Annotated in this window: 23 protein-coding genes and 1 pseudogene; 14 read left to right on the top strand and 10 right to left on the bottom strand. The window is 67.2% G+C overall.

What is annotated here, in order from left to right:
* Nucleotide 1: 1 nt before the first annotated feature.
* Together EPL00_RS12975 and EPL00_RS12970 are read right to left on the bottom strand one after the other, a co-directional pair.
* Nucleotides 2–808: a hypothetical protein gene (locus EPL00_RS12975; RefSeq protein ID WP_135854581.1), complete on the bottom strand. Its 807-nt coding sequence runs from the start codon at nt 806–808 to the stop codon at nt 2–4.
* A 34-nt stretch (nt 809–842) separates the two neighbouring features.
* Nucleotides 843–1,703, bottom strand: a complete 861-nt coding sequence (locus tag EPL00_RS12970; protein ID WP_135854580.1) for a 3-hydroxyacyl-CoA dehydrogenase family protein — start codon at nt 1,701–1,703, stop codon at nt 843–845.
* Between the two features lie 161 nt (nt 1,704–1,864).
* Between EPL00_RS12970 and EPL00_RS12965 the strand changes: the two genes are divergently transcribed.
* Entirely contained in the window at nt 1,865–3,865 is a 2,001-nt protein-coding gene (locus tag EPL00_RS12965; protein WP_135854579.1) for a PAS domain S-box protein, read from the top strand.
* Between the two features lie 33 nt (nt 3,866–3,898).
* On the opposite strand, the gene EPL00_RS12960 is transcribed toward EPL00_RS12965, so the two are convergent.
* On the bottom strand, nt 3,899–4,474 hold the full coding sequence (locus tag EPL00_RS12960) for a cysteine hydrolase family protein (protein WP_135854578.1): 576 nt from the start codon (nt 4,472–4,474) through the stop codon (nt 3,899–3,901).
* Nucleotides 4,471–5,271, bottom strand: a complete 801-nt coding sequence (locus EPL00_RS12955) for a YqcI/YcgG family protein (RefSeq protein WP_135854577.1) — start codon at nt 5,269–5,271, stop codon at nt 4,471–4,473. Before EPL00_RS12955 ends, EPL00_RS12960 begins: the two co-directional genes overlap by 4 nt.
* 197 nt (nt 5,272–5,468) lie before the next feature.
* Here EPL00_RS12955 and EPL00_RS12950 point away from each other — a divergent pair, with 197 nt between their 5' ends.
* The 5 genes and pseudogenes from EPL00_RS12950 (at nt 5,469) to EPL00_RS12930 (ending at nt 9,153) form a co-directional block, all read left to right on the top strand.
* On the top strand, nt 5,469–6,161 hold the full coding sequence (locus EPL00_RS12950; RefSeq protein ID WP_238398199.1) for a helix-hairpin-helix domain-containing protein: 693 nt from the start codon (nt 5,469–5,471) through the stop codon (nt 6,159–6,161).
* Nucleotides 6,162–6,306: 145 nt separating this feature from the next.
* On the top strand, nt 6,307–7,101 hold the full coding sequence (locus EPL00_RS12945) for a class I fructose-bisphosphate aldolase (RefSeq protein WP_135854576.1): 795 nt from the start codon (nt 6,307–6,309) through the stop codon (nt 7,099–7,101).
* A gap of 2 nt (nt 7,102–7,103) precedes the next feature.
* Nucleotides 7,104–7,979: a class 1 fructose-bisphosphatase gene (locus EPL00_RS12940; RefSeq protein ID WP_135854575.1), complete on the top strand. Its 876-nt coding sequence runs from the start codon at nt 7,104–7,106 to the stop codon at nt 7,977–7,979.
* A 205-nt stretch (nt 7,980–8,184) separates the two neighbouring features.
* Nucleotides 8,185–8,673, top strand: a pseudogene (locus EPL00_RS12935) (NUDIX domain-containing protein); the annotation flags it as partial.
* Between the two features lie 54 nt (nt 8,674–8,727).
* Nucleotides 8,728–9,153 carry a hypothetical protein gene (locus EPL00_RS12930; protein WP_135854574.1) on the top strand — a complete coding sequence of 142 codons (426 nt, stop codon included), beginning with the start codon at nt 8,728–8,730 and terminating at the stop codon, nt 9,151–9,153.
* A gap of 53 nt (nt 9,154–9,206) precedes the next feature.
* Here the strand turns inward: EPL00_RS12930 and EPL00_RS12925 are convergent, their stop codons facing one another.
* On the bottom strand, nt 9,207–9,659 hold the full coding sequence (locus EPL00_RS12925; RefSeq protein ID WP_135854573.1) for a hypothetical protein: 453 nt from the start codon (nt 9,657–9,659) through the stop codon (nt 9,207–9,209).
* Nucleotides 9,660–10,026: 367 nt separating this feature from the next.
* Nucleotides 10,027–11,154: a D-xylose 1-dehydrogenase Gfo6 gene (gene gfo6, locus EPL00_RS12920; RefSeq protein ID WP_135854572.1), complete on the bottom strand. Its 1,128-nt coding sequence runs from the start codon at nt 11,152–11,154 to the stop codon at nt 10,027–10,029.
* Between the two features lie 123 nt (nt 11,155–11,277).
* Here gfo6 and EPL00_RS12915 point away from each other — a divergent pair, with 123 nt between their 5' ends.
* Together EPL00_RS12915 and EPL00_RS12910 are read left to right on the top strand one after the other, a co-directional pair.
* Nucleotides 11,278–12,153 carry a DMT family transporter gene (locus EPL00_RS12915; protein ID WP_135854571.1) on the top strand — a complete coding sequence of 292 codons (876 nt, stop codon included), beginning with the start codon at nt 11,278–11,280 and terminating at the stop codon, nt 12,151–12,153.
* 108 nt (nt 12,154–12,261) lie between these two features.
* Entirely contained in the window at nt 12,262–14,040 is a 1,779-nt protein-coding gene (locus EPL00_RS12910) for an acyl-CoA carboxylase subunit beta (RefSeq protein ID WP_135854570.1), read from the top strand.
* Between the two features lie 20 nt (nt 14,041–14,060).
* Here the strand turns inward: EPL00_RS12910 and EPL00_RS12905 are convergent, their stop codons facing one another.
* Complete coding sequence (locus EPL00_RS12905) at nt 14,061–14,501, bottom strand: DoxX family membrane protein (RefSeq protein ID WP_238398198.1); 441 nt, start codon at nt 14,499–14,501, stop codon at nt 14,061–14,063.
* Between the two features lie 342 nt (nt 14,502–14,843).
* On the opposite strand from EPL00_RS12905, the gene EPL00_RS12900 reads away from it, so the two are divergent.
* Nucleotides 14,844–15,221: a DUF5658 family protein gene (locus EPL00_RS12900; protein ID WP_238398197.1), complete on the top strand. Its 378-nt coding sequence runs from the start codon at nt 14,844–14,846 to the stop codon at nt 15,219–15,221.
* A 25-nt stretch (nt 15,222–15,246) separates the two neighbouring features.
* On the opposite strand, the gene EPL00_RS12895 is transcribed toward EPL00_RS12900, so the two are convergent.
* Complete coding sequence (locus EPL00_RS12895; protein ID WP_135854569.1) at nt 15,247–15,729, bottom strand: MaoC family dehydratase; 483 nt, start codon at nt 15,727–15,729, stop codon at nt 15,247–15,249.
* Nucleotides 15,730–16,088: 359 nt separating this feature from the next.
* On the opposite strand from EPL00_RS12895, the gene EPL00_RS12890 reads away from it, so the two are divergent.
* The gene (locus EPL00_RS12890) at nt 16,089–17,105 is read left to right on the top strand and encodes an outer membrane protein assembly factor BamB family protein (RefSeq protein WP_162224214.1); all 1,017 of its coding nucleotides are present in this window, start codon (nt 16,089–16,091) and stop codon (nt 17,103–17,105) included.
* A gap of 29 nt (nt 17,106–17,134) precedes the next feature.
* Nucleotides 17,135–18,043: an HpcH/HpaI aldolase/citrate lyase family protein gene (locus EPL00_RS12885; RefSeq protein WP_135854567.1), complete on the top strand. Its 909-nt coding sequence runs from the start codon at nt 17,135–17,137 to the stop codon at nt 18,041–18,043.
* A 16-nt stretch (nt 18,044–18,059) separates the two neighbouring features.
* On the opposite strand, the gene gdhB is transcribed toward EPL00_RS12885, so the two are convergent.
* A complete protein-coding gene (gene gdhB / locus EPL00_RS12880; RefSeq protein ID WP_135854566.1) occupies nt 18,060–19,361 on the bottom strand; it encodes a glutamate dehydrogenase GdhB in 1,302 nt (433 codons plus the stop codon).
* 287 nt (nt 19,362–19,648) lie between these two features.
* Here gdhB and EPL00_RS12875 point away from each other — a divergent pair, with 287 nt between their 5' ends.
* Nucleotides 19,649–20,905, top strand: coding sequence for a Glu/Leu/Phe/Val family dehydrogenase (locus EPL00_RS12875; RefSeq protein WP_135854565.1), 1,257 nt, complete (start codon nt 19,649–19,651; stop codon nt 20,903–20,905).
* A 198-nt stretch (nt 20,906–21,103) separates the two neighbouring features.
* On the top strand, nt 21,104–21,697 hold the full coding sequence (locus EPL00_RS12870; protein WP_135854564.1) for an archaellin/type IV pilin N-terminal domain-containing protein: 594 nt from the start codon (nt 21,104–21,106) through the stop codon (nt 21,695–21,697).
* A gap of 154 nt (nt 21,698–21,851) precedes the next feature.
* Here EPL00_RS12870 and EPL00_RS12865 read toward each other — a convergent pair whose 3' ends face one another.
* Nucleotides 21,852–22,994 (bottom strand): acyl-CoA dehydrogenase family protein, encoded by a 1,143-nt coding sequence (locus tag EPL00_RS12865; RefSeq protein WP_135854563.1) that lies wholly within the window; start codon nt 22,992–22,994, stop codon nt 21,852–21,854.
* A gap of 163 nt (nt 22,995–23,157) precedes the next feature.
* Here EPL00_RS12865 and EPL00_RS12860 point away from each other — a divergent pair, with 163 nt between their 5' ends.
* Nucleotides 23,158–24,606 (top strand): arylsulfotransferase family protein, encoded by a 1,449-nt coding sequence (locus tag EPL00_RS12860; protein ID WP_135854562.1) that lies wholly within the window; start codon nt 23,158–23,160, stop codon nt 24,604–24,606.
* Nucleotides 24,607–24,618: the final 12 nt, after the last annotated feature.

Genomic DNA, 24,618 nt, shown 5'->3' with positions numbered 1-24,618 from the left:
GCTACCCGTCGAGGAGTTCGGCCAGTCGCTCGTACCGGTCCCGAACCGCCTCCGAGTCGTCGGCCTCGACCGCCGTCCGCAACGCCGCGGTGACTTCGACCGCGGTTCCGAACTCGCCGAGTGCGTCGGTCGAGTCCTCGGGCAGTTCCCCGAGTCGGTCGGTCCAGTCGGTGAGAGTCGGCGAGAGCGCACCGACCGGGTCCGTGTTCGCCTCCTGAAGCTGTTTGTAGTGGACGATTTTCTGCCTGAGTTGGCGGAATCGTTCGGACTCCTCGGCGTCGAGGTCGTCGGGGTCGGGCACGTCTTCGCCCGAACCCAACTCGCGAATCTCGTCGGCGGCCGACTGGAGTTTCGCGTCTATCTCCGCTTCGTGGCCCGGAGCCTCGTCGGACAGCACCTCGGCGTCGAGGCGTTCGATTTCCGCGGCGAGGAGGTCGGCGGCGACCCGCCACCGCTCGCTCGTCAGCGGGCGCTCGTCGTCGGGGTCGAACAGCACGGCCACCGAGTCGCCCGCCCGCTCGACCACGCCAGCGGCGTCGAGCGACGCGAGGAGGTCGGCGGCGCGCTCGGCGTCCGGCGGGTCGCCATCTGATGGGTCGTCCGGCGGGTCGTCGTCCGACGGCTCCTCGTCTCCCGGTTCCCAGTCCCCGAGACCCGCGAGGGCGTTCGCTCGGGGGACGGTCGCCGCGCCGTCGCCGACCGAGAAGCAGTCCGGGAGGCAGGCGTCGAGAATAGCTCGGTACGGCCCTTCCCAGTCGGCGTCGGTATCCGGGTCGTCGCTCGACTCGAACGCTGTAGAATCGTCCATGCGACCGACTCGAAGGTCGAACCCTTAGTTGTTGTCAGTACTCGTAGAATCCGGTCCCGGTCTTCTTCCCGAGGTCGCCCGCATCGACCTTGCGCTTGAGGAGGTAGGCCGGTTTGTAGCGGTCGCCCAACTCCTCGTGAAGCGTCTCGCTCGCGTCGAGACAGATGTCGAGACCGATGTGGTCGGCGAGTTCGAGCGGTCCCATCGGGACGTTCGTGCCGAGTTTCATCCCCGTGTCGATGTCCTCCTTGGTGGCGACGCCCTCGTCGAACGCGCGGATGCCCTCGTTTATCCACGGCATCAGGATGCGGTTGGTGACGAAGCCGGGTTTGTCGTCGGACTCCCACGTCTCCTTGCCGAGGTCCTCCGCGAGGTCGTGCGCGAAGTCGGCCACCTCGTCGCTGGTCTTCTCGCCGACGACGACCTCGACGCCCGTCATGACCGGCACGGGGTTCATGAAGTGGAGACCGACGATTTGGGACTCGCGGTCGGTCACCGAGGCGATGGTCGTGATGGAGAGGGTGGAGGTGTTGGTGGCCAAGATTACGTCTTCGGGAATCGCGTCGTCCAAGTCCGCGAAGATGTCCTGCTTGATGTCCATGTCCTCGACGGCGGCCTCGATGACGAGGTCGCAGTCCGCGAGGTCCGCGAGGTCGGTGGTGCCCGCGATGCGGTCGAGGGTCTGGTCGGCCTCGTCCTCGGAGAGTTTGTCCTTCGAGACGAAGCGGTCGAGACTGTCCTCGATGGAGTCGAAGCCGTTCTGGACGAACTCCTCCTCTACGTCGCGCATCACCACGTCGTAGCCCGATTGGGCCGCGACCTGCGCGATGCCACTGCCCATCGTGCCTGCGCCGACGACGCCGATACTCTCTACGCTGTCGAGCGTGCGTACCATGTCCGGCAATTCTTGCGGTCGCGTCGTAAGCCTACCGAAGTCTCGGGTCGGGTCCCAATCGAGTCGAGACAAGTCGGGTCCTCGGTCGAGTCAGGATAAGTCGAGTCGAACCCACCGATTCGTCGCGGGAGCATTTAGTGGCCCCGCGTCGTAACACCAGTATGGGTACGTCGGGAGAGCCGAGCGTCACGTTAGCAGAGACCCGCCGGGTGTTCGAGGAGTCCGACCCCGGCACGCCGCTGACGGTGGGGGAAGTCGCGGCCGCGCTCGACTGTCCGGACCGGAGCGCCGAGCGCCACCTGACCGAACTCGCCACGCGCGGGGAACTGGAGACCAAACGCATCGGCGAGGACGAACGCATCTGGTGGCTGACCTCCTCGCCGGACCCGACCGACCGCGACGGGGGTGCCGACCGGGACGGAGACTCCGAGTGCGACGACGGCACCGACCGCTGGGACGAGGTGGTCGAACGCATCACCGACGCCTTCTACGCGCTGGACGACGAGTGGCGGTTCACCCACCTCAACGAGCAGGCCGAGGAGATACTCCAACGCTCCGAGGAGGAACTCCTCGGCGAGCGCATCTGGGACGAGTTCCCGGAGGCCGCCGACGACATCATCTGGGAGAAGTACCACGAGGCGATGGAGGCCCAATCGCCCGTCGATTTCGACCTCTACTACGAACCGCTCGACGTGTGGGCCGAAATCAACGCCTACCCCTCCGAAACGGGGCTGTCGGTGTACTTCGTGGACATCTCCGAGCGCGTCGAGACCGAGCGAGAACTCAGCCGCTACCGGCGCATCATCGAGACGGTCAACGACGGCGTGTACACCGTGGACCCCGAGGGTCGGTTCACGATGGTCAACGAGGCGTACGCCGAGATGCTGGGCTACGAGCGCGAGGACCTCCTCGGCGAGAGCGTCTCGACGGTCGTCAGCGACGACGTGGCCGCGAGGGCGCGGGCAATCGAGCGCGAACAGGTCGCGGGCGAGCGTGAGGCTCCGACTCTCGAAGCCGAACTCCGGACCGCCGACGGCGACACCATCGTCGCTGAGGCGACCTTCGCCCTGCTGTCGCTCGAAGACGACGAGTACGAGCGCATCGGCGTCGTCCGCGACGTGACCGAGCGCCGGGAGTACGAGCGCAAAATCGAGGAGCAACACGAGCGCTACCGGCGGCTCGTGGAGGCCGCGCCCGTGGCAATCGTGACCTGCGACGCCGACGGACGCATCGCGCTGGCCAACGACGCCGCGGCCACGCTCCTCCGGAACGAATCCGACGTGGTGGGCACCTCGCTGTTGGACTTCATTCACGACGACGACAGGGCCGGGGCCGCCGACCGCCTCCACACCGTCCTCGAAACGCGGGAGGCGGTCTCCTCGACCGAGACGAAACTCCGGGCCGCCGACGGGGCGGTCCGCCACGCCATCACCACGAGCGTCCCCATCACTCACGACGACGAACCCGCGGTGCAAGTCGTGATGACCGACATCACCGAGCGGAAACGCTACGAGGAGCGCCTCAACGAGACGGTCGCGGAGCTAGAGCGGTCGAACGAACGCCTCGACCGGTTCGCCAGCATGCTCGCCCACGAACTCCGCAACCCCCTGAACGTCGCCGAAATCTACGTCGGACAGATAGAGGCCGAGGACCGGGCCGCAGTCGAGCAGGTCGCCGACGCACTCGACCGCATCGAGGAGATGATAGACGTGCTGTTGGTGCTTGCGAAGGGAAGCGAGGTCGGCGAGTCCCAGCAGACGGTCCGACTCGCCGACGTGGCGGCGGAGGCGTGGAGCAGACTCGACACCGACGAGGCGACCCTCGACGCGGACGCGACCCGAAGCATCTACGGGGACCGCAATCCGGTCCAGCACCTTTTCGAGAACCTGTTTCGCAACGCGATAGAACACGCTGGCGAGCGCGTCACCGTCCGTCTCGGCGACCTGCCGGGCGGATTCTACGTCGAGGACGACGGGCCGGGTATCCCCGAGAGCGAGCGCGAGGCCGTCTTCGAGGCGGGCCACTCGTCCGGCGGCGGGTTGGGTCTCGGGTTGACCTACGTCGTGCGACTCGCCGACGCTTACGACTGGACGGTCGATGTCACCGAGAGCGAGGCGGGCGGCGCGCGCTTCGAGTTCAGGGGCGTGGAGTTCGCCGAGTAGGTCGGCGTCGCCGACGAGTAAGGAAAGCGAAGTTCAGTCGAAGGCGGCCAGCACGTCCTCGGCGTCCGCGACGCGAGCGAACTCGCCCTGCAACTGCGCGAGCGCGACGCGGTGGTTCTGCGCGGCCGGAATCGAGGTGCCGTCGGGCGCTTCGCGGTCGAAGGTGGCGGTCGCATCCGCGACGACTACCGGGTCGAACCCGCGGTTCTCGGCCATCCGGGTCGTGGTCGAGACGCAGTGGTCGGTCGTCAGGCCCGCGACGACGAGCGTTTCGAGGTCGCGCTCGCGGAGCCACGACTCCAAGTCGGTGCCGACGAACGCGCCGTTGACCCGCTTGACGATCTCGATTTCGCCGGGGCGGGATTCGTCGGGGGCGAGTCCGGACAGAAACGTGAAGCCCTCGCTCTCGGGCCGGAGCGGGGAGTCGGATTCGGTCGAGGAGTGCCGAACGTGAACCACCGGCCGGTCGTCGCGTCGCCACGCGGCCAGCAGGTCGCGGGCACGCTCCTCGGCGTCGGGGTTGTTGCGCTCGCCCCAACCGGGGTCGTCGAACCCGCGCTGGAAGTCGATTAGCAGGAGGACGGCGTTCGGCGGGAGGTCGAGGCTCATGCGCCGACCAGTAGCTCCGGGTCCGCCTTCGGATGTTCGCGCGTGACTCGAATCGGGCACTCGTCCGGGGATTGGGCGTCGTCGGCCGAGAAGAGGTACTGTTTCCACTCGCGGTCGCCCGCGACGCCCCAGTCGCCGAGGTCGGCGTGGGGACAGACGCCGTCGTACTCCTCCATCCGGTCCTGAATCACCTCGCGGGCGCGCTGGCCCACTTCGTCGTCGGCGGTCAGGCCCTCGAACAGCGTCCGGGGTTGGAACGTGATTTCGAGTCCAACCGGGCAGTAGCGGCTCTTCCGGTCGTCGTAGAACGGCGCGCGACACGTCGGGAACATCGGTTCGCCGCCGAAGCAGAACTCCCAGTAGGGGTCGTCGGGGTCGGTCGGCACCTCGTCGGGCCACGGTTCGGAGTCGTGGACGTGGAGGAACTGGAGGAGGTGCCAGAGCCGTTCGTGGTACTCGGCTTCGGTCGGGTCGTCGTCCGTCGGGCGGACGAAGACGGTCAGCGGCGCGCGCTCGGCGTACTCCTCGTAGGTATCGAGGTACTCTAAGAGGACCTCGCCGAGCGCGAACAGCGACTCGGGGTCGGTGGTGGAGTCGCAGAACGTGTACAGTCCGTCGCCCTCGCGTTCCATCTCGACGCCGAAGTAGCAGGGGAACGGCGTCCCGTTGCGCTCGCCGAGGAGGCCCGCGCGGAAATGCTCGTAGTGGGCGACCGCCCAGTCCGGGAGTCGTCCCTCCTCGACCCGGCGGCGGAGGGTCCGCTGGTCCAGCAACGAGTGAACTCCGGGTTCGTTCATGGGGCGACGTTCGGACCCGACGAGCGTATGGGTTTCGTTGTCCGCACCGAGACCGTCGGAACTCCTCTGCGTCCAATCGTCCGACCTGTTCGCGACCCGCCTGACCTGTCCGCGGCCGTATCTGTGTAGCGTCAGCTACTCTAGTCAAAACATTCAAGCCCCGACGGTGTGAGTCGGAAATAAATCGGTGACGCCCCGTGACCAACGAAGACGCCCCCGACGACGTAGACCCGCACGCGGTCGAACGACTGACCGACATTCACTTCGTCGGCCCGGCGACTGCGGAGGTGTTGGCCCGCGCCGAGTTCGACGCCATCGGCATCCCCGAGAAGACCGTCTCCTACGAGATGCTGATGGACGCGGGCGTGAACCCCGGCGTCGCCACCCGACTCCGCAAAAAACACTCCCTCCCGTGGTCGTTCGGCGGCGAGGACGAGAGCGACGACTCGTTAGAACGGCGCTCCGAGAAGGTCCGCGGCTTGCAGGACGGCGAGCGCGCGTGGGTCGCCGCGAGTAGCGGCGACTGGGAAGACGCGGACCGCGAATCGACCGCGAGCGCGTCCACGACCGCGACCCCGGATGCGACGACCGGCGGCGACTGGACCCCGACCGGCGCGGACGCCGAGACCGGCGGGGAGTCCGCCGAAGCCACGACCGACGGGAGCGGTGCCGCGGAGGCCGCCGAGGAGGCGTGGCGCGAGCGGAGCAGGCCCGACCCCGTGACCGACGTGCCGGGCGTGGACGACCGCATCGCGGAGATTCTGGCGAACGGCGGCATCACCTCGGTCCGGAGCCTCGCGACCGCCGACCCCGAACACGTCGCCGACTCGCTGGAACTGGACCCGCGACTGGTCGCCGAGTGGCGCGACGCCGCCCGCGACCTCGCCTGAGTTTTTACTATCTGAGTAGTAAGTCGTTTCGTCACCGAATCGCTTTCACGACGCCTCTCGCGCCCGATACGTTGCACTGGGAGCGAGTAGCAGAGGCTTCGCTGACCAGTAAACACTTATGCGATGTTACCGCAGTTCGAAACGGATGATACCACTCGAAGACTCCCCGGTAACGCGCGACGGCAAGGCGCTCATCCTCGCTTACGACCACGGCCTCGAACACGGCCCCTCCGCAGACTTCAGTTCGGTTCCGGAGACGCTCGACCCCGAGCAGATTTTCGAAATCGGCACGCACGACGCGGTCACGTCGCTGGCGGTCCAGAAGGGGGTCGCCGAGACCTACTACCCCTCCTACGACGACTCGGTGAATCTGCTGGCGAAGCTCAACGGCACCAGCAACCTCTGGACCGGCGAACCCTACTCGCCCCAGAACTGGACGGTCGAGTACGCCGCCGAAATCGGTGCCGACGCGGTCGGCTACACCGTCTACTCCGGTTCGAACCACGAGACGGAGATGTACGAGGACTTCCGGCAGGTGCAAGAGGAGGCCCACAGCGAGTACGACCTGCCGGTCGTCATGTGGTCGTACCCGCGCGGGCAGGGACTCAAGAACGACACCAAAGAGAGCGTCATCGCCTACGCGACCCGCATCGCGCTCGAAATCGGCGCGGACATGGCGAAGGTCAAGTACCCCGGTTCGCGGGAGTCGATGGAGTGGGCGGTCCAGTCGGCTGGCGATATGCCGGTCGTGATGTCGGGCGGCTCGAAGGTCAGCGACTACGAGTTCCTCTCCAGCGTGGAAGCCGTGATGGACGCGGGCGGCTCGGGGCTGGCGGTCGGCCGGAACGTCTGGCAGCGCGACGACCCCGAGGCGATTCTCGACGCGCTCGAACGGGTCATCTTCGAGGAGGCCACCGCCGACGAAGCACTCGACGCGTGACGATGCACGACGCCGAATCGCCGACGGCGGACTCCGACGACGCCATCGCCGAGGCCTTCGAGGTCGTCGCGCGCTCAGCCCCCGAGATTCGGGGCGGACTCGCGGGGCGACGCGGGAAGACCGACGAGCAGAACGCGTCGGGCGAGACGCAACTGGCCGCCGACGTGTGGGCCGACGACCTGCTCGAAGAGCGACTGACCGCCATCGAGGAGGTCGGTCAGTTCGCCAGTGAGGAGCGCGACGGCGTGGTCGAGGCTGGCGACGGCGAGTACGCCGTCACCGTGGACCCGCTCGACGGCTCTTCGAATCTGAAGCCCAACAACACGATGGGGACGATTCTGGGCGTCTACGACGGCGACCTCCCCGCACCGGGCCGGAACCTCGTGGGCGCGGCCTACGTCCTCTACGGTCCCATCACGACGATGGTGACGGCGCGGGAAGGCGAGGTGACCGAGTACGTCGTAGAAAACGACGGCTCTCGCCGCGCGGTCCGCGAGGACGTGACGCTCCCGGAGGAGCCGACCGTCTACGGGTTCGGCGGGCGCGTCCCCAACTGGACCGACCGGTTCGCCGACTACGCCCGCGAGGTAGCGAACGAACTCAAACTCCGCTACGGCGGGGCGATGATCGGCGACGTGAACCAAGTGCTGACCTACGGCGGCGTGTTCGCCTACCCCGAGTTGGAGTCCCGTCCGGAGGGGAAACTCCGACTCCAGTTCGAGGGCAACCCCATCGGCTACATTATCGAGTCAGCAGGCGGGGCCTCCTCGGACGGCGAGACCTCGCTACTCGACGCCGAAGTCGAGGAGCTACACCAGCGCACGCCGGTCTACGTCGGGAATCGGGACCTCATCGAGCGACTCGAAGCCGGGTTCTGAGGCGTCGCGCTACGCTCTTTCCGCCCGCTTCGTTTCGTCCACTTACTTATCACGTTCGGGAGTGTGACCACGCATGGCCGACGAGACTCCGGAGACGGACGAGAATCATTTCGGCGGCAAAATCACTCAGAAAGCGATACTGTTCGGTTCGGACGGCGACGTTCTGGTGACGCGCGTCGGCGACCACTGAGAACCGCCGGGTGGCACCTTCGAGTTCGGCGAGACGCTCGTCGGTGGTCTCCGACGCGAACTCCGCGAGGAGGTCGGCCTCGACGCGCGGGTCGGCCCGCCGGTCGAAGCCGCCTACGGCGGGTGGCTCGACGGCGAGACGGCGAACCCGATGGTGACGCTGGTCTACCGGTGCGAGACCGACGACCGCGAGGTCGCGCTGAATCACGAACACGACGACTACGAGTGGGTCGCGCCCGAGACCGCCGCCGAGCGACTGAAAGAGAGATTCGGCGAGCGATTCGGCCGTGCGGTCGAGCGGGCGGCCGCGCTCGGCGGGTCAGACGGGTTTGCGGAAGACGACGGGGCGGTCGCGGAAGCCGACGACGGGGCGGCGACTGCACCCGACCCCTTCGCGGCGGTCGCGGACCCGTACGCCGACGACGAGAAGGTGACGACTGACGAGGTGCTGGCCGAACTCGCGGCCGCGCGGGCCGCCGACGGACCGGACGACCTCGACCTGTAGCCCGGCGCGGCGTTCCGAAACATTGGAGTCGCCCCACTCGCCACGGTCGCTCGGATGCACAGCCTCGTTCACCTGCTGTCGGTCGGTGGAGTTCTCGTCGTCACCGTCGCCGTCGGCGTCTGCGTCCACGAACTGTTGCACGTCCTCCCCCTGTCGTTCACCGACGCCGAGTACGCCGTGACCCTCTTCCCATCGGACGGCGAGTCGGCGTTCCAGAACGCGCTGACCGGCAGTCTTGTCCGCGTCGAGGTCACGGACCTCCCCGACGCGACGCCCGAATGGCTGGTTCGCGGGGCCGCGCTCGCTCCGCTGGCGTTGGCGCTCCCGCTCGCGCTGGTCGCGGTCGGCGTCCTGCCGAACCCCGTCGCGACTGGCGACCAGTTGGGCACCGTCGCGTTGCTGGCGGTGACGGGGTGTGGCCTGCCGAGTCCCGCCGACTGGTCGGTCGTGTGGCACGGCTCCGAGCTGGCTGAAGACTAACTATAGGTTTTGTAGAGGTGTATTTATAAATCCCTAACACTTCTAGAGGTGTCTCACTTCGGAGACGAGGAGTCCCGTCCCGAACCGCGGAACTGCGCGACGGCGGCCCCGGCGAGCGCGTCGAGACCGACCGAGACCGACTTCGTGACCGCGTTGTAGCCGAGTCCGAAGACGAGCGTGCCGACGAACCCCTCCATCGCTATCGGGGCGGTAGCGAGGACGAGGAGGCCGCCGACCGCGAACCCGACGCCGCCAGCGACACCGGCCGTCGCGGCGAAGCGTGCGAACTCGTCGGGGAGCGCGACGTGGCGGTTCGCCCAGTAGCCAACGCCCGAGACGGCGACGGTCGAGAGGAGGAAGCTGACGGTGCTGAACAGGAAGACGACGGCGCTGGGCGGTCCGGGCGCGGGGTCGGGGACGAGCGCGGGCGCGACGGATACCAGTTGCGTAGTTGTGCCGAGAAGGACGCCCAGCGCGGCGAACGCGGCGAGGACGGTTCGGTTCACGGGCTACAGGAGCGTTCGTATCGTGGTAAACGTGTGGGATTTTCTATCTGTGTTCGGCCGTGAGTTGGATTCGTTTTTCTCGTGAGAACGACCGCCGAGAACAGCAAGAAGACGGCTGGGAAAGCCCCCGCCCGGTCGCGGTCGCTCAGCGACATCTCCTCCGCTCACCTCCGGTTCACTCCGGAGAGCGGTCGCTGAGACGACCACGGGTCTCCGACCCGCGACCGCGCGGCCCCTTTCAATCCACCCAAACAGGTCGGATGGTCGGTCGAGCGTTCGCTGGTGGTTTTGTCGGGTCAGGCTCTTGGCGGTGGTCCGCGTCGCCGAGCGCCGCGACATTTGACGCCGCCAGCGAGCGTCCGTGGCGTCAGGTTCCGGCGTCGCCGACTTCGACGCGTCGGCCCGTCTCGGCCGACTCGTAAATCGCTTCGACCGCCTCCATGTCGGCCACGCTGTCGCGGCCGTCGGGTTCCGGCCGGGTGTCGGTCAGCACGCAGTGGGCGAAGTAGTCGAACTCCTCGGCGACCTCGTTGACGTACGGGCCGGTTCGGGTGACCTCCTCGTCACCGATTTCGAGGGTGAGAGTGGGACGAATCTCGGAGTTGAACGCGGGATTCAGGGCGGCTTGCCCCTCGGTCCCGACGATTCGCAGGCGGTCGTCGGCCTGCGCCCGATAGCTCGCGGTGCAGGAGGCGGTCTCGCCCTCGGGGAACTCCAACTGGAACGCGACGTGTTCGTCTATCTCCTCGAACTCGGGGTCGGGCGCGCTGGTCGTGGCCTGCGCCGCCACCGGATTCGCGCCGAGGAGAAACCGGACTGCGTTCAGCGGGTAGACGCCCACGTCCATCAGCGCGCCGCCGCCCGCGAGGTCCGAGTCGAGTCGCCACTGGTCCGGCCCGCCTTGGTCGAGGATGTGGCCCGTGAACCAGCCGTGGAAGGCCACCGGGTCGCCCAGCACGCCGTCCCGAATCAGTCCCCGGAGCCGACGCATCGCGGGTTCGACCTGCGGCCGGTAGCCGACCATCAGGGTCACGCCGGACTCGTCGCAGACCCGGACCATCTCGCGCGCTCGCTCCGCACTCGCTTCGATTGGCTTCTCGCAGAGGACGTGCTTGCCGTGGTCGGCGGCGGTCCGGGCGTAGTCTAAGTGGAGCGCGTTCGGCCCGGCGATGTAGACGGCATCGAAGTTATCGACGCCCTCGCCCTCCTCGAACTCGTCGTACGAGAGGGTGTGACCTACGTCGTAGCGGTCGGCGACCGATTCGGCCTTCTCGGGTGACCCGCTGACGAGCGCCGTGACCTCGCAGAAGGAGGTGCGATCAGTCGGTCCGGTGGCGTCTCCCGCGGCGGCGCGCTCCGCCTCGCCCGCCAGCGCGGGCAGAACGTGGTCGCGGGCGAACCCGCCGAGACCGACGAGCGCGACCCGGACCGTGCCCTCCTCAGTGGTCTGCCAGTCGCGGGCCGCGAACTCGCCGACGTGAGCGTCGAGGTTCATGTCCGACCCGTCGGCGCGGAGGGGCGAAAGGATGGCGGCTCGGAGAGTCCGGAGCGTCCGAAGAGTCCAGCAGTTTCGGTCTCGGCCAGACGTTACTTCCCGACGCGCCGAGAAGGGCGCGACGTGGTAGCCACCGGCATCTGGTACGCGACGATTTCGGCGTTGCTGTGGGGCGGCTACCTCTTCGGCCTGAAACGCTACTTCTCGGGGTTCTCGCCCGCGGTCGTCATCGTCACGGCGAACGCCGCCGCGGTCGCGTGGTACCTTCCCGTCGTGTTGTTCGCGCCCGCCGACGGGCCGGTGTCGGGCGAGATTACGCCCGCCGCGCTCGCGCTGGTCGTCGGCGTCCTGCTGGCCAGCGCCGCGGCGTATCTGGCGCTCCTCTACGCGCTCTCGGCGGGCGACGTGTCCTACGTCGCGCCGCTCGGGAAACTGGTCCCGGCGTTCACGCTCCCGCTGGAGGTCATTCTCGTGAACGAATCGCTCGCGGCCGCGCAGGTCGTCGGCGTCGGGTTCGCCACGTTGGCGGTCTACCTCGCCAACTACCAGTACACCGGACTCCTCGCGCCGATTCGCCGGGCGGCGACCCATCGCCCCGCGCAACTCGCGCTCGGGAGCGCGGCGCTCTACGGCGCGGTGGACGTGGGGACTCGCGTGCTGTTGCAGGGCGTCGGGATTCGCTCGGACGTGTGGGCGCTGGTCTACACCGGAGGAGTCGCCGTCGTCCTCCTGCCCCTCGCGGCCCGCCAGCGGCCCGACCAGTTCGCGTCCGCGGTTCCGAAGTTCCTCGCGCTCGGGGCGGTCGTCGCGGCGGCGACCCACACCATGATGCGGGCGTTCGCGGTCCTCCCGGCGAGCGTCGTCTCGCCCGTCCTGAACACGCAGGCCATCGTCGCGGTCGTCCTCGGCGGTCTCCTGCTCGGCGAGGAGCGGTTCGGTCTCCGCCTCGTCGCCGGAGCGGTCGCCATCGTCGGCATCTCGCTCATCGCGTTGGGGTAGCAGACCACGGGGCACGGCGCGCGTCGTTGCCCCGCGCCGTGCCCCGCGGCAAGATTCCGGCGAATCGAAAGGGAAAACTGTTTGAAATCGCTGGCCGGACTGGACTGTATGAAAGTCCGCGTCAGCGACGGTGCGACCGACGAGGAGGCCTCGGCCATCGCGGAGGCGCTCGCCCAACACGTCCGGGACGAAGTGGAAGTGTACGTGGGCGACGCCGACGCGCCCGCGGTGGTCCGGGAGGCCCCCGCCGGTCCCCCGAACGCAGGAGCCGAGGCCGCCGCAGAGGCAATCGCCCAATCCGACGACCTCGGGCCGACCGAGCGCGAGGAGCAGTTGTGGGACGAAATCGAGGACATCGAGTTGGGCGGTCCCGAGAAGTACAAGGACCGACTCGAAGAGCAGGGCAAACTGTTCGTCCGGGACCGCCTCGACCTCTGGTTCGGCGAGGACGGACTCCTCTTCGAGGACGGCAAGTTCGCTAACTTCGACGCGTGGCACCCCGACAGCCCCGAGGTCGAGGAGGGCAACGACGACCGACTGCCCGGCGACGGCCTGCTCACGGGCGCGGCCGAGTTCGAGGGCCGCGAGTTGCACTTCATGGCCAACGACTTCACCGTCAAGGCCGGGTCGATGGCCGAGAAGGGCGTCGAGAAGTTCCTCCGGATGCAACAGCGCGCGCTGAAGAACGGCAAGCCCGTCCTCTACCTGATGGACTCGTCGGGCGGTCGCATCGACCAGCAGACCGGCTTCTTCGCCAACCGCGAGGGCATCGGGAAGTACTACTACAACCACTCGATGCTCTCGGGCGCGGTCCCGCAAATCTGCGTCCTCTACGGCCCCTGCATCGCTGGCGCGGCCTACACCCCCGTCTTCGCCGACTTCACCATCATGGTCCGGGACATGTCCGCGATGGCCATCGCCTCTCCTCGGATGGTCCAGATGGTCACCGGCGAGGACATCGAACTCGAAGAACTGGGCGGCCCGGACGTTCACGCCCAGAAGTCCGGAAGTGCCGACCTCGTGGCCGACGACGAGGAACACGCGCGGGAACTCGTCGCCGACCTCGTGAGCTACCTGCCCGACAGTGCCGACGAGAAGCCCCCGAAGACGGAGGGCAAGCCGCCGCTCAAATCGCCCGCTGGTATCGACTCGGTGGTCCCCCAAGAGCCGAACAAGGGCTACGACATGACCGACGTAATCGACCGCGTGGTGGACGACGAGTCCTACTTCGAACTCAAGCCCGAGTACGGCAAGGAGATCATCACCGCGTTCGCCCGCATCGACGGCCGCCCGGTCGGCATCGTGGCCAACCAGCCAGCACAGCGCGCGGGAGCCATCTTCCCCGACGCCGCCGAGAAGGCCGCCGAGTTCATCTGGACCTGCGACGCCTACGAAATTCCCCTGCTGTACCTCTGTGACACGCCGGGCTTCATGGCCGGGTCGCAGGTCGAGGAGGACGCCATCCTCGAAAAGGGCAAGAAGTTCATCTACGCCACGTCGTCCGCCACCGTCCCCAAGCAGACCGTCGTCGTCCGGAAAGCCTACGGCGCGGGCATCTACGCGATGGGCGGTCCGGCCTACGACCCCGAGAGTGTCATCGGCCTTCCCTCCGGCGAAATCGCCATCATGGGGCCGGAGGCGGCCATCAACGCGGTCTACGCCCGCAAGCTCTCCGAAATCGCCGACGACGAGGAGCGCGCGAAGAAAGAGCAGGAACTCCGCGAAGAGTACCGCGAGGACATCGACGTGCATCGGATGGCCAGCGAGGTCGTCATCGACGACATCGTGCCGCCGAGTACACTCCGGAAGGAACTGAAGAACCGGTTCGCCTTCTACGAGGGCATCGAGAAGGACCTGCCGGACAAGAAGCACGGCACGATTCTGTAGTCCGCCGTCGCCCCTCGTCCTCACCCCGCTTTTGCCCCGCGAACCGCGTCGGCGAACACCGCGAGCGCCAGCGCCGCCAGTCCGATGTCCCGCGCGATAACGTCGCCGAACCGCCCGGTCGTCGCCCAGACGACCAGCAGGTACAGAATCGTCGCCGAGAGCGAGACCGCGGCGACCGCCGCCGAGAGCGCGACGTAGCGGTCCGCGAGGAGCGCGAGTCCGAACCCGATTTCGAGCCAGCCGTTTATCAGCATGAAGGCGACCGGCGAGACCACCAACAGCGGCGCGAGCCAGTCGGTGACGTAGACCGCCCACGCCGCCGGGTCCAGCAGTTTGTGGACGCCAGCGGCGACCAGCATCGCGCCGAGACCCGCCCGCGTCACTACCGCCGAGGAGGGAAGCCGCGACGCCACGCTCTCGAACGCCGATTCGACGGTCCGGCGCGCGCTACTCCGGGACACGTCCGGGGGTAGGGACCCGACCGCCGAAAATCCTCCCGGTCGCGTCGGAAGTGCCGTCGGAGTCTGTCGGCAACGTCGAGTCCGTCGGCGGGGTCGTCCGGGTCGGTCGCCGGTGCCATCGGAGCGGTAGCGCGCCACTGCCGCGGCGTATCGACACCGTAACTTCGGATTTCGAGCGTTTCAGCGACTATCGCGCAGATTCTCTGTCGGCGGCCGAACCGTCGGCTCCCCCGGCGCTCGTCGGGTTAATCGCCCGTATCAGGAGCTAAGGAGCCTTATAACAATTGCCCCGTGCGCCGACGTTGCAGTCGTGACGAGGCGCACTCCGCGCCGGATTTCATCATGAGTTCCGACCGACTCCACTGGCCGTCGTCCGTTCGCGAGGAGCCCCGACGCCTGACCGCCCCGCTGGCCCGAATCGACGGCTGGGAGCGAACGCTCTGGATTCTCGTCGGCGTCGCGCTGGTCGGGGACCTGCTCACGACCTACTACGGCCTCCAGATGGGGCTGACCGAATCCAACCCGGTCGCGCGGGCCGCGCTCGACCGCTTCGGCTTCGCGGCGATGGTCGGGCTGAAACTGTTCGCGCTCGGGGTCGGCGTCGGCTGTCGGTGGTTGCTCCCGGACGAACACGGTCTCCTCGTGCCCGCGGGGTTGGCGGTCCCGTGGATGGGTGCGGTGGTCGTCAACCTCTCGCTCTACGCGATAGTTCTCGGATAGGTCCTTGCCGTCTCGGACCCGCCCGCTACTGGTTCTCCTGCTTCAGCGACAGCACCGTCCGGTCGAACTCACAGACCAGCGTCTCGCCGTCGCCCTCGGTGCCCTCGTCGTCGCGGTTCACCGCGAACGCCTCGACGTGCATCGTCACGACGCCGCGCTCGCCGTCGCTGGTCTCGCGCTTGTCGGTCACGGTCGATTGAGCGCGGATGGTGTCGCCGTGGAACACCGGGTTCGGATGCTCCACCTCGTCGTACGAGAGGTTGGCGACGATAGTGCCGTCGGTCGTGTCCGGGATGGAGACGCCGACTGCGAGGCTCATCGTGTAGAGACCGTTGACCAACCGCTCGCCGAACTGGGTGTCCGCGGCGAAGTCCGCGTCGAGGTGGAGCGGTTGCTGGTTCATCGTCATGTCGCAGAACTGCTGGTTGTCCGACTCGCTGACGGTGCGACGCTTCTCGTGTTCGTACGTCGCGCCGACCTCGAACTCCTCGTAGTAGAGTCCCGTCATGCGAGAGTCGTCGGCGCGACCCGGCAAAAATCCCGCCGATTCGGCGCGGCCGGACGGTTGCAGACCGTTTCAGGCACCGCCTACGCGTCGGTAATCAGCCCATAACAAAGGCTACGTGACGAATAAATCGAGTCGCAGTCAGTCACAGTCGAGGCTTAACCATGTCCGAAGACGCCAGTCGGTTCGAGTGGGTACGACCGCAGACAGGGGAACGTAACCGAGTCGGTTCGACCGCCGGCAGCGAAGCGGCGCGAGGGACGCCGCGGGGCGCGACGCCCTCGGCCGGAGGAGCGGACGCACGCGAGTCGCCCGGACCGGGCGCGCGTTCGCGTCCGACGACCGCCGACTCGGACGAGCGTGTGACCGCGGCCACCCACCGACGCGCGACTTCGGACGACCCGCGGGTTCGTTTCCGGTTCCGGGCCGACGGCCCGGCCGAGACCGCGCCCGCGGTCGGCGACGGCACGGTGTATCTCGCCTGTGCGAACGGCTGCACGCACGCATTCGACGCTGACGACGGCACCGAACGGTGGTCGCGGTGGGCCGATGGCCGACCCACTGCACCGACAGTTTCAGGGGAAACTGTCTACGCTGGCCGCGATTGCGGGACCGCCGACTCCGGTTCGGTCGTCGCACTCGACGCCGCGACGGGCGACAACCTGTGGGAGTTCGTGACCGAGGGCGGCGTACAGGCGTCGCCTACACTCGCGGACGGCGAGGTCTTCGTCGCGGCCGACGGCGGCCGAATCACGGCCCTCCACGGCGCTGACGGCTCTCGACGCCGAACGTTCCGGAACGCGGCGCGGGCGCTCTGCGCGCTCGCACACGACGGCAGCCGACTCCTCCTCGCGAGTCTCGACGGCGGCGCGTACGCCCGCGACCCGACCGACGGCCGCGAACGCTGGCGGTTCGCCTCCTCGGTCGCGGTCGGTGGCGCGCCCGCGGTGACCGACGACACCGCGTACATCGCCACGGTGGACGACGGTCAGGTGTCCGCGATTTCGGCGACGACGGGCAGGGAACGGTGGCGCGGCGAGACCGGCGGCGCGGTGTGGGCGTCGCCGACGGTGGCCGACGGAACCGTCTTCGTGGGAAGTGGGGACGGCTTCGTCTACGCCTTCGACGCGGTAGACGGGTCGGTCCGTTGGCGGACCGACCTCGGCTCGCGCGTCTGGGCCTCGCCGACGGTCGCAGACGACGCCCTCCTCGCGGCGACCGAGGCGGGGGACGTGTGGGCGCTGGACAGGGAGGAGGGGACGGTACTGTGGTGGTGCCGGGCGACGGACGCAGTCGTGGCCCCGGTCGTCGTCGCCGACGCGACGGCGTACGTGGCCGACTGCGGTGGGACCGTCACTGCGCTTTCGCTTTCGGAATAGTTGAAACGTCGGAGTTCTTCGTTCGAGGTATGCCACGACGAAGCGTCATGTTCACGCCGGGCGACCGTCCGGCGATGATGCGGAAAGCGCCGAGCGCAGGGGCCGACGTAATCGTCTTCGACTTGGAGGACGCGGTGGCCCCCGACGCCAAGGACGAGGCGCGCGCGGCGGTCCGCGAGATACTTACGGACCCGGATTTCTCGCCCGACTGCGAGGTCTGCGTCCGGGTCAATCCGACCGGTATCGCGGCGGACGACGACCTCCGGGGCGTCCTCGGGGGCGCGTCGGACGAGCAAGCGGCCGACGACGAATCGAGCGTCTCTACGGCGCGCGACGCCGCCGAAACGCTCGACTCGGTGATGCTCCCGAAGACCGAGGAGGCCGACGACGCCGAGACGCTGGCGGACCTGCTGGACGAGCGCGACGCCGACGTGCCGATTCTCGCGCTGGTCGAAACCGCGGCCGGAATCCTGTCGGCCGAATCCATCGCGAGCGTTTGCGAGGTGGACGCGCTCGTCTTCGGCGCGGAGGACCTCGCGGCCGACGTGGGTGCGACTCGGACCGACGAGGGGACAGAAGTCCTCCACGCGCGCGAACACGTTCTCCTCGCGGCGAGCGCGGCGGACGTGGACGCCATCGACACGGTGTACACCGACATCGAAGATACGGAGGGTCTGCGCGACGAGACCGCGTTCGCCATCCAGTTGGGCTACGACGGCAAGATGGCGATTCACCCCGCGCAGGTCGCGCCGATAAACGAGTCGTTCACACCCGACCCCGAGCGCGTCGAGTGGGCCGAGAACGTCCTCGCCGCCAAGGAGGAGGCCGACGCCGAGGGTCGGGGCGTCTTCCGGGTGGACGGAGAGATGATAGACGCACCGCTGGTCGCACAGGCCGAGCGCGTGCTGGCGTACGCCGAGGCGGCAGCGGAAAACTGAGAAAACGCGCCGGTAGTTAGGGCCAGAGGCCGCGGGTACTCTTCGCCTCGGCGATGCGCGAAAGCGCGACGACGTAGGCGGCGTCGCGCCAACTCACGTCGCGGGCCTCGACTTCGGTCCGCACGTCGTCCCACGCCGAGAGCATGTGTTTCTCCAGTTCGTCCTGCACGCGTTCGAGCGACCACTGGCGGCGGTTGATGTCCTGCAACCACTCGAAGTACGAGACGGTGACCCCGCCCGCGTTCGCCAGAATGTCGGGGATGACCTCGACGCCGTTCTCCTCGAGGATGGCGTCGGCCGCGAACGTCGTCGGGCCGTTCGCGCCCTCGACCACCACGTCGGCCTGCACGTCGTTGGCGTTGTCCGCGGTGATGACGTTCCCGATGGCCGCCGGAATCAGCACGTCCACGTCGAGTTCCAGAATCTTCTCGTTCGAGAGCTTCTCGGGCGCGTCGTGGCTCATGACCGCCTCGGGTTCCTCCTCGTGGGAGGGCACCGCGTGGGTGTCGAGTCCGTCAGGGTCGTAGATGGCACCGTTCACGTCGCTGACCGCGACGACGTTCGCACCCCAGTCGTCCAGCAGGCGGGCCGCGTTCGCGCCGACCGAACCGAACCCCTGCACGGCGACGGTCGTGTCTTCGAGGTCGTAGTCGTAGTAGTCGGCGGCCTCGCGGGCGACGATGGCGACCGACCGACCCGGTGCCTCTTGGCGGCCCTCGCTCCCGCCGACGACCGGCGGCTTCCCGGTGACGACGCCGGGGATGGTCTCGCCCTCCTGCATCGAGTAGGCGTCCATGAACCACGCCATCGTCTGGGCGTCGGTACCCATGTCGGGCGCGGGGATGTCCTTCTTCGGTCCGACGAACTTCCGTAGCTCCTCGGCGAACCGCCGAGTCAGGCGCTCTTTCTCGTCTTCGGTCAGGTCCTTGGGGTCCACGACGACGCCGCCCTTCCCGCCGCCGAACGGCAGGTCCATCACGGCGCACTTCCACGTCATCCACATCGACAGGCCGACGCACTCCTGCTCGCTGACGTGGGGATGGAAGCGCAGGCCGCCCTTGTACGGGCCGCGCACGTCGTCGTGCTGGGCGCGATAGCCCGTGAACACCTCGACCTCGCCGTCCTCGCGTTTCAGCGGCACCGCGACGCGGTGGACTTTGGTCGGGTGTTTCAGTCGCTCGATGACGCCCTCGTCCACGTCGAGGTGGGCCGCGGCGTGTTCCAACTGGCGACGCGCGGTTTCGAGCGCGGACTCGGGTTCTTCGGTCTCCTCGTCACTACCCTTCTGTTCGGTTGCTTCGACGGTTTCTGGAGGCATGATTCGTTTCGTACGTCGTCCGGGACTCGGCGGTGGGGCCGACTCGATTCGGACTCTCCGAAGCGAGCGGTCCCGGCGACGCATCGTAGGCGTAGGTTCCCGTAGGCGTACAAAATATTAATGCTACGGAGTTGTCTAAGGTCCTTATACACATACTTACGTGAGAGGTCGGGTTTGGATGAGGTTAGTCAAAACCGCCCGCATAGGACCCGACGCGACGTTGCAGTTTCGGAAACTGTATGAGTCCCAATCGAGACCTTGTAAGGTGACGGCAGAAATTACCACCCATGTCCGAGCAAGCAAATCCCTTCGAAAGTCTGCAGGAACAGATCGACGACGCGTCGGAGTACATGGATGTCGGCGAGGACGTGCTGAAACGGCTCAAGCACCCCGAGCGCGTACTCGAAACCAACCTCTCGGTCGAGATGGACGACGACTCCATCGAGGTGTTCAAGGCGTTCCGCTCGGAGTTCAACGGCGACCGCGGCCCGTACAAGGGCGGTATTCGCTATCATCCCGGCGTCACCCGCGACGAGGTCAAGGCGCTCTCGGGGTGGATGGTCTACAAGTGCGCCATCGTGGACATCCCGTACGGCGGCGGGAAGGGCGGTATCGTCATCGACCCCGACGACTACACCGAGGAGGAACTCGAACGCATCACTCGGTCGTTCGCCAAGGAACTGCGCCCGTTCATCGGCGTGGACAAGGACATCCCCGCGCCCGACGTGAACACGGGCCAGCGCGAGATGAACTGGATAAAGGACACCTACGAGACGCTGGAGAACACGACCGCGCCCGGCGTCATCACGGGCAAGTCCCCCGACAGCGGCGGGAGCGCGGGCCGCGTCGAGGCGACCGGTCGCTCGACCATGCTCACCGCCCGCGAGGCGTTCGACTACCTCGACCGCGACATCGAAGGGGCGTCGGTCGCGGTGCAGGGCTACGGCAACGCCGGGTGGATAGCCGCCAAACTCATCCATCAACTCGGTGCCGACATCGTCTCCGTCTCCGACTCTAGCGGCGCTATCTACAGCGAGGAGGGCTTCGACCCCGTGGACGTGAAGAGCCACAAGAACGAGACCGGGAGCGTCTCGGGCTACCCCGAGGCCGACGACGAGTTCTCCAACGACGACCTGCTGACGCTGGACGTGGACCTGTTGGTCCCCGCCGCGCTCGAAAACGCCATCGACGGCGACCTCGCCGAGGACGTGCAGGCCGATGTCGTCGTGGAGGCGGCCAACGGCCCGCTCACGCCCGAAGCGGACGACGTACTCGCCGACTCGGACACCTACGTCTTCCCCGACATTCTGGCGAACGCGGGCGGGGTCACCGTCTCGTACTTCGAGTGGGTCCAGAACCGCCAGCGGTTCCACTGGACCGAGGAGCGCGTCAACGACGAACTCGAACGCATCATCACCGACGCTTTCGACAATCTGGTCGAGACCTACGAGGAGACCGGCGCGCCGAACATGCGCACCGCCGCCTACGTCGTCGCCATCCAGCGCGTCGTGGACGCCTACGACGAGAGCGGCAACTGGCCCTGAGATTCACATAAACGGATAGTCACGTTCGTTTTCTTTCGAGGTAACATATATTATAAGAGGGAGGTGGCGCGAGGGGTCGAAACGGACGCAGAGAGCCTGTCAGTCCTTTTTTCTCGACCTCCGCGTTAGTTTTCACTCCTGATAATGGTATCGGGGTTTTATGTTCTCGGTACGAGAATAGCGGTACAGAAGAGAACCATGTTCGACACCGAAAACTGGCGGGCCGACCGGGCACAAGTGGGTATCGGTACCCTCATCGTGTTCATCGCGATGGTGCTGGTCGCCGCCATCGCGGCGGGCGTACTCATCAACACCGCGGGCTTCCTCCAGACCAAAGCCGAGCAGACCGGTCAGGAGTCCACGGACCAAGTGACTAATCGGGTGCAGGTCGTCAGCACCGTCGGTGCCGTGGGCAACGACGAGTCAATCCACACGGTGAACCTCACCGTCATGAAGAGTTCCGGGTCGGGCGACGTGAACCTCTCGTCGGCGACCGTCGAGTGGCTCGGTCCCGACAGCGGCAAGATTCTGACCAGAGCCGACGACGGCGTCGCCAACGACACGCGGTTCAACATCACCACCGTCAAGGACATCCAGAACACGTATCCCGTCCTCGTGGACCAAGGCGACCGGTTCCGAATCTCGCTCGATACCGCAGAACTGACCGACAAGTCTCACGGTCTCCGCGAGAGCGAGGACTTCACCATCAAGATAGTCACGTCCGCGGGCGCAGTGACCTACCACCACAGCGTGCCCCAGACGCTGACCAATCAGGAAGCGGTCGAACTGTAGCCTATCGACCTATTCTCTCTCCTTTCGGTCGCGTAGCCCGTGGCACGCCACCGTCGGTGCCTCGCCGGTGACGCCCACCGGTGGTCTCCGGTTCTCTCGTTCGTTAGCAACGATTCGTCGTCAGTGTAGAACGGATAGTATCACTTCGACGGGCTCACAGACCGAGTTCGCGTCCGATGACGAGGTGCTGAATCTCGCTGGTGCCCTCGCCGATCTCCATCAGCTTCGCGTCGCGGAAGAACCGCTGGGGAGCGAAGTCCTCGGTGTAGCCGTAGCCGCCGAGGGTCTGGACCGCGTCCTCGGCGACCTCGCGGGCGGCCTCGCTGGCGTCGAGTTTGGCGAGCGCGCTCTCGTGGGAGACCGACTCGCCTTGGTCGTACTTCCACGCCGCCTTGTGAGTCAGCAGGCGAGCGCGCTCGACTTTTCGGTCCATCGAGACGACCTTGTTCCGGATGGCGTCGAACTTCGAGATGGGCTGGCCGAACTGCTCGCGTTCGGTACTGTACTCCTTGGCGGCCTCGAACGCGCCCTGCGCGAGTCCGGTCGAGAGCGCCGCGATGGAGATACGACCGCCGTCTAGCGTCTTCTTGGTCTGGTCCCAACCGTCGCCCTCCTCGCCCAGCAGGCGGTCCTCGGGGAGGCGCACGTCGTCCAGTTGAATCTCGCAGGTCGGCGAGGCGTTCAGGCCCATCTTGTCCCAGACGGTCGTGACCTCGAAGCCGTCGTCCTCGTCGGGGTCCACGATGAACGTCGAGATGCCGTCGTAGCCCGCGCCGGGGTCCGTGACCGCCTTGACGAGGACCGACCCGGCGACGTTGGCGTTGGTGATGAACTGCTTGGTGCCGTTGAGGACCCATTCGTCGCCCTCCTTCTCGGCCATCGTGTCCATGTCGCTGGCGTCCGAACCGCTACTCGGTTCGGTCAGCGCCCACGAGCCGAGATACTCGCCCTCCGCGAGCGGGCGAAGCCAGCGTTCCTTCTGTTCTTCCGTGCCGAACAGTTCGATGGGCTTGCTGGCCAGCGAGACGTGCGCGGCGTACGAGAGACCGACCGACCCCGAGACCCGACCCAACTCCTCGGTGACGAGCGCGTACATCAACTGGTCGCCGCCCAGTCCGCCGTACTCCTCGCTGACGGGCACGCCCATCATGTCGAGGTCCGCGAGTTGGGAGAAAATCTCGTCGGGGAACCGGTGTTCGTCCTCGATGTCTTGGGCGATGGGTTCTATCTCCTCGTCGCAGAACCGACGCACCTCGTCCCGAATCATCTGATGCTCGTCGGGAAGGCTGAAATCCATACGCAATTTTTGCGCCAGCGACAGTATAAACTCTCCGCAACTGGATTCGTCGCGCCATCGCTCCGCGGCGCCACCCCTCGCGGAGTCGGGGGAAAATCGCTCGTCCACCACCGTTTCTTCCGTGCCGAAACGTTGTTATCCCGACCACTCGTAGCCCGGAACCGTGACCAGTCGTACGCCGCCCAGAGCCGTCCTCGCCGCCCTCGTCCTCGGTCTCGTCCTCGCGCTCGCGGCCGGATTCGTGACCGCCGGACCGTCGCCCAACCAACAGTACGACCGGTCGGCCGACCTCGCTTCCGGCCAACAGGAGCAGGTGGTCGAACCGCGTCGCGGCGTCACCGTCGTCGCGGTCCAGCGCGCCGGGATGCGAGGTCTCTCGGGCGAACTCGTCGCCGTCCGCCCGAACGGAACCGTCCTCTACCAGTCCGACCACTACAGCACCTACTGGGACGTGGACCCGAGTCCGACGGGCGCTCGCACCGTCTCGTTCGTCGCGACCGAGTGGCTCAACGAGTCGGTCTGTGACGGCGGTCCCCTGCTGAAGAATCGCGGGGACTGCCGCCGGAACGTCGTGGAGCGCGTGAACCTGACCACCGGCGAGCGCACCCGACTCTACTCCCACCGGATGTCCGGCGGTCGATGGCACGACGTGGACGTAATCAACGACACGCATCTCCTCGTCGGCGACATCGGCAACGAAGCGGTCTTCATCGTCAACACGACTTCGGGCATCCGGGAGTGGACGTGGACCGCCGAGAGCGACCTGCCGATAACCGGCGGCGGCACCTACGAGAAAGACTGGGTCCACCTCAACGACGTGGAGTACCTCGACGACGGGCGAATCATGGTGGACCTGCGCAATCAGGACAAAGTCGCGTTCGTGGACCGCCAGCGCGGCATCGTGGAGAACTGGACGCTCGGCACCGAGGACGACTACGAAATCCTGCGCGAGCAACACAACCCCGACTACATTCCGGAGTCGGAGGGCGGTCCCGCAATCGTCGTCGCCGACTCCGAGAACGACCGCATCGTGGAGTACCAGCGGGAAAACGGCTCGTGGAACCGGTCGTGGCTCTGGACCGACGACGAGATGCAGTGGTCCCGCGACGCCGACCGCCTGCCCGACGGCAACACGCTCGTCACCGACACCATCGGCGACCGGGTGTTCGAGGTGAACGAGACCGGCGCGGTCGTCTGGGAGATGCCCGTCGAACGGGCCTACGAGGCCGAACGCCTCGGTACGGGCGACGAGAGTGCGGGCGGACCGAGCGCCGCCGCGGCCGACCTCCAGTCCCGGCGCGTCCAGCCACCGTCCGGCCCCGCCGAGGAGTTCGAGGAGGCCGTCCGCGACGCGGTGCCCGTCGAGGTCCAGAACGGACTGCTGGGCTACTTCTTCCCGTGGTGGATGGGCTTTTACGACGTGCTGGCGACGTTCGCGCTGGTCGGTCTCCTCGCGGTCTGGGGCGGCCTCGAACTGTGGTGGTCGCGCGAGGCGCTCCCGGTCGGGCGACTGCCGACCCGCGACTCGCTGTCGTCGGTCCGGTTGCTCCTGTTGTTAGCGGGACTGGCGGCGGTCGGCTACGTCGCCTCGGTAGTCACGTCGCTGGCGTGACCTCGCCGGGGT

Origin of the sequence: Halorussus salinus, from assembly GCF_004765815.2 — an archaeon.
Classification (GTDB): Archaea; Halobacteriota; Halobacteria; order Halobacteriales; family Haladaptataceae; genus Halorussus; species Halorussus salinus.
Note: the sequence above shows the minus strand (reverse complement) of the source record. Positions and strands in the feature narration are given on the sequence as shown.

Excerpts from the sequence above, each read along its gene's own strand:
- gfo6 (WP_135854572.1), bottom strand. The coding sequence starts at position 11,154 with ATGAACCTCGACGCTCACGTCGGCGAGTTCGCGGCCCGCGACTGGCAG.
- gdhB (WP_135854566.1), bottom strand. The coding sequence starts at position 19,361 with ATGCCTCCAGAAACCGTCGAAGCAACCGAACAGAAGGGTAGTGACGAG.
- EPL00_RS12945 (WP_135854576.1), top strand. The coding sequence starts at position 6,307 with ATGATACCACTCGAAGACTCCCCGGTAACGCGCGACGGCAAGGCGCTC.
- EPL00_RS12895 (WP_135854569.1), bottom strand. The coding sequence starts at position 15,729 with ATGACGGGACTCTACTACGAGGAGTTCGAGGTCGGCGCGACGTACGAA.
- EPL00_RS12930 (WP_135854574.1), top strand. The coding sequence starts at position 8,728 with ATGCACAGCCTCGTTCACCTGCTGTCGGTCGGTGGAGTTCTCGTCGTC.
- EPL00_RS12955 (WP_135854577.1), bottom strand. The coding sequence starts at position 5,271 with ATGAACGAACCCGGAGTTCACTCGTTGCTGGACCAGCGGACCCTCCGC.
- EPL00_RS12940 (WP_135854575.1), top strand. The coding sequence starts at position 7,104 with ATGCACGACGCCGAATCGCCGACGGCGGACTCCGACGACGCCATCGCC.
- EPL00_RS12900 (WP_238398197.1), top strand. The coding sequence starts at position 14,844 with ATGAGTTCCGACCGACTCCACTGGCCGTCGTCCGTTCGCGAGGAGCCC.
- EPL00_RS12910 (WP_135854570.1), top strand. The coding sequence starts at position 12,262 with ATGAAAGTCCGCGTCAGCGACGGTGCGACCGACGAGGAGGCCTCGGCC.
- EPL00_RS12875 (WP_135854565.1), top strand. The coding sequence starts at position 19,649 with ATGTCCGAGCAAGCAAATCCCTTCGAAAGTCTGCAGGAACAGATCGAC.
- EPL00_RS12975 (WP_135854581.1), bottom strand. The coding sequence starts at position 808 with ATGGACGATTCTACAGCGTTCGAGTCGAGCGACGACCCGGATACCGAC.
- EPL00_RS12865 (WP_135854563.1), bottom strand. The coding sequence starts at position 22,994 with ATGGATTTCAGCCTTCCCGACGAGCATCAGATGATTCGGGACGAGGTG.
- EPL00_RS12870 (WP_135854564.1), top strand. The coding sequence starts at position 21,104 with ATGTTCGACACCGAAAACTGGCGGGCCGACCGGGCACAAGTGGGTATC.
- EPL00_RS12965 (WP_135854579.1), top strand. The coding sequence starts at position 1,865 with ATGGGTACGTCGGGAGAGCCGAGCGTCACGTTAGCAGAGACCCGCCGG.
- EPL00_RS12885 (WP_135854567.1), top strand. The coding sequence starts at position 17,135 with ATGCCACGACGAAGCGTCATGTTCACGCCGGGCGACCGTCCGGCGATG.
- EPL00_RS12960 (WP_135854578.1), bottom strand. The coding sequence starts at position 4,474 with ATGAGCCTCGACCTCCCGCCGAACGCCGTCCTCCTGCTAATCGACTTC.
- EPL00_RS12970 (WP_135854580.1), bottom strand. The coding sequence starts at position 1,703 with ATGGTACGCACGCTCGACAGCGTAGAGAGTATCGGCGTCGTCGGCGCA.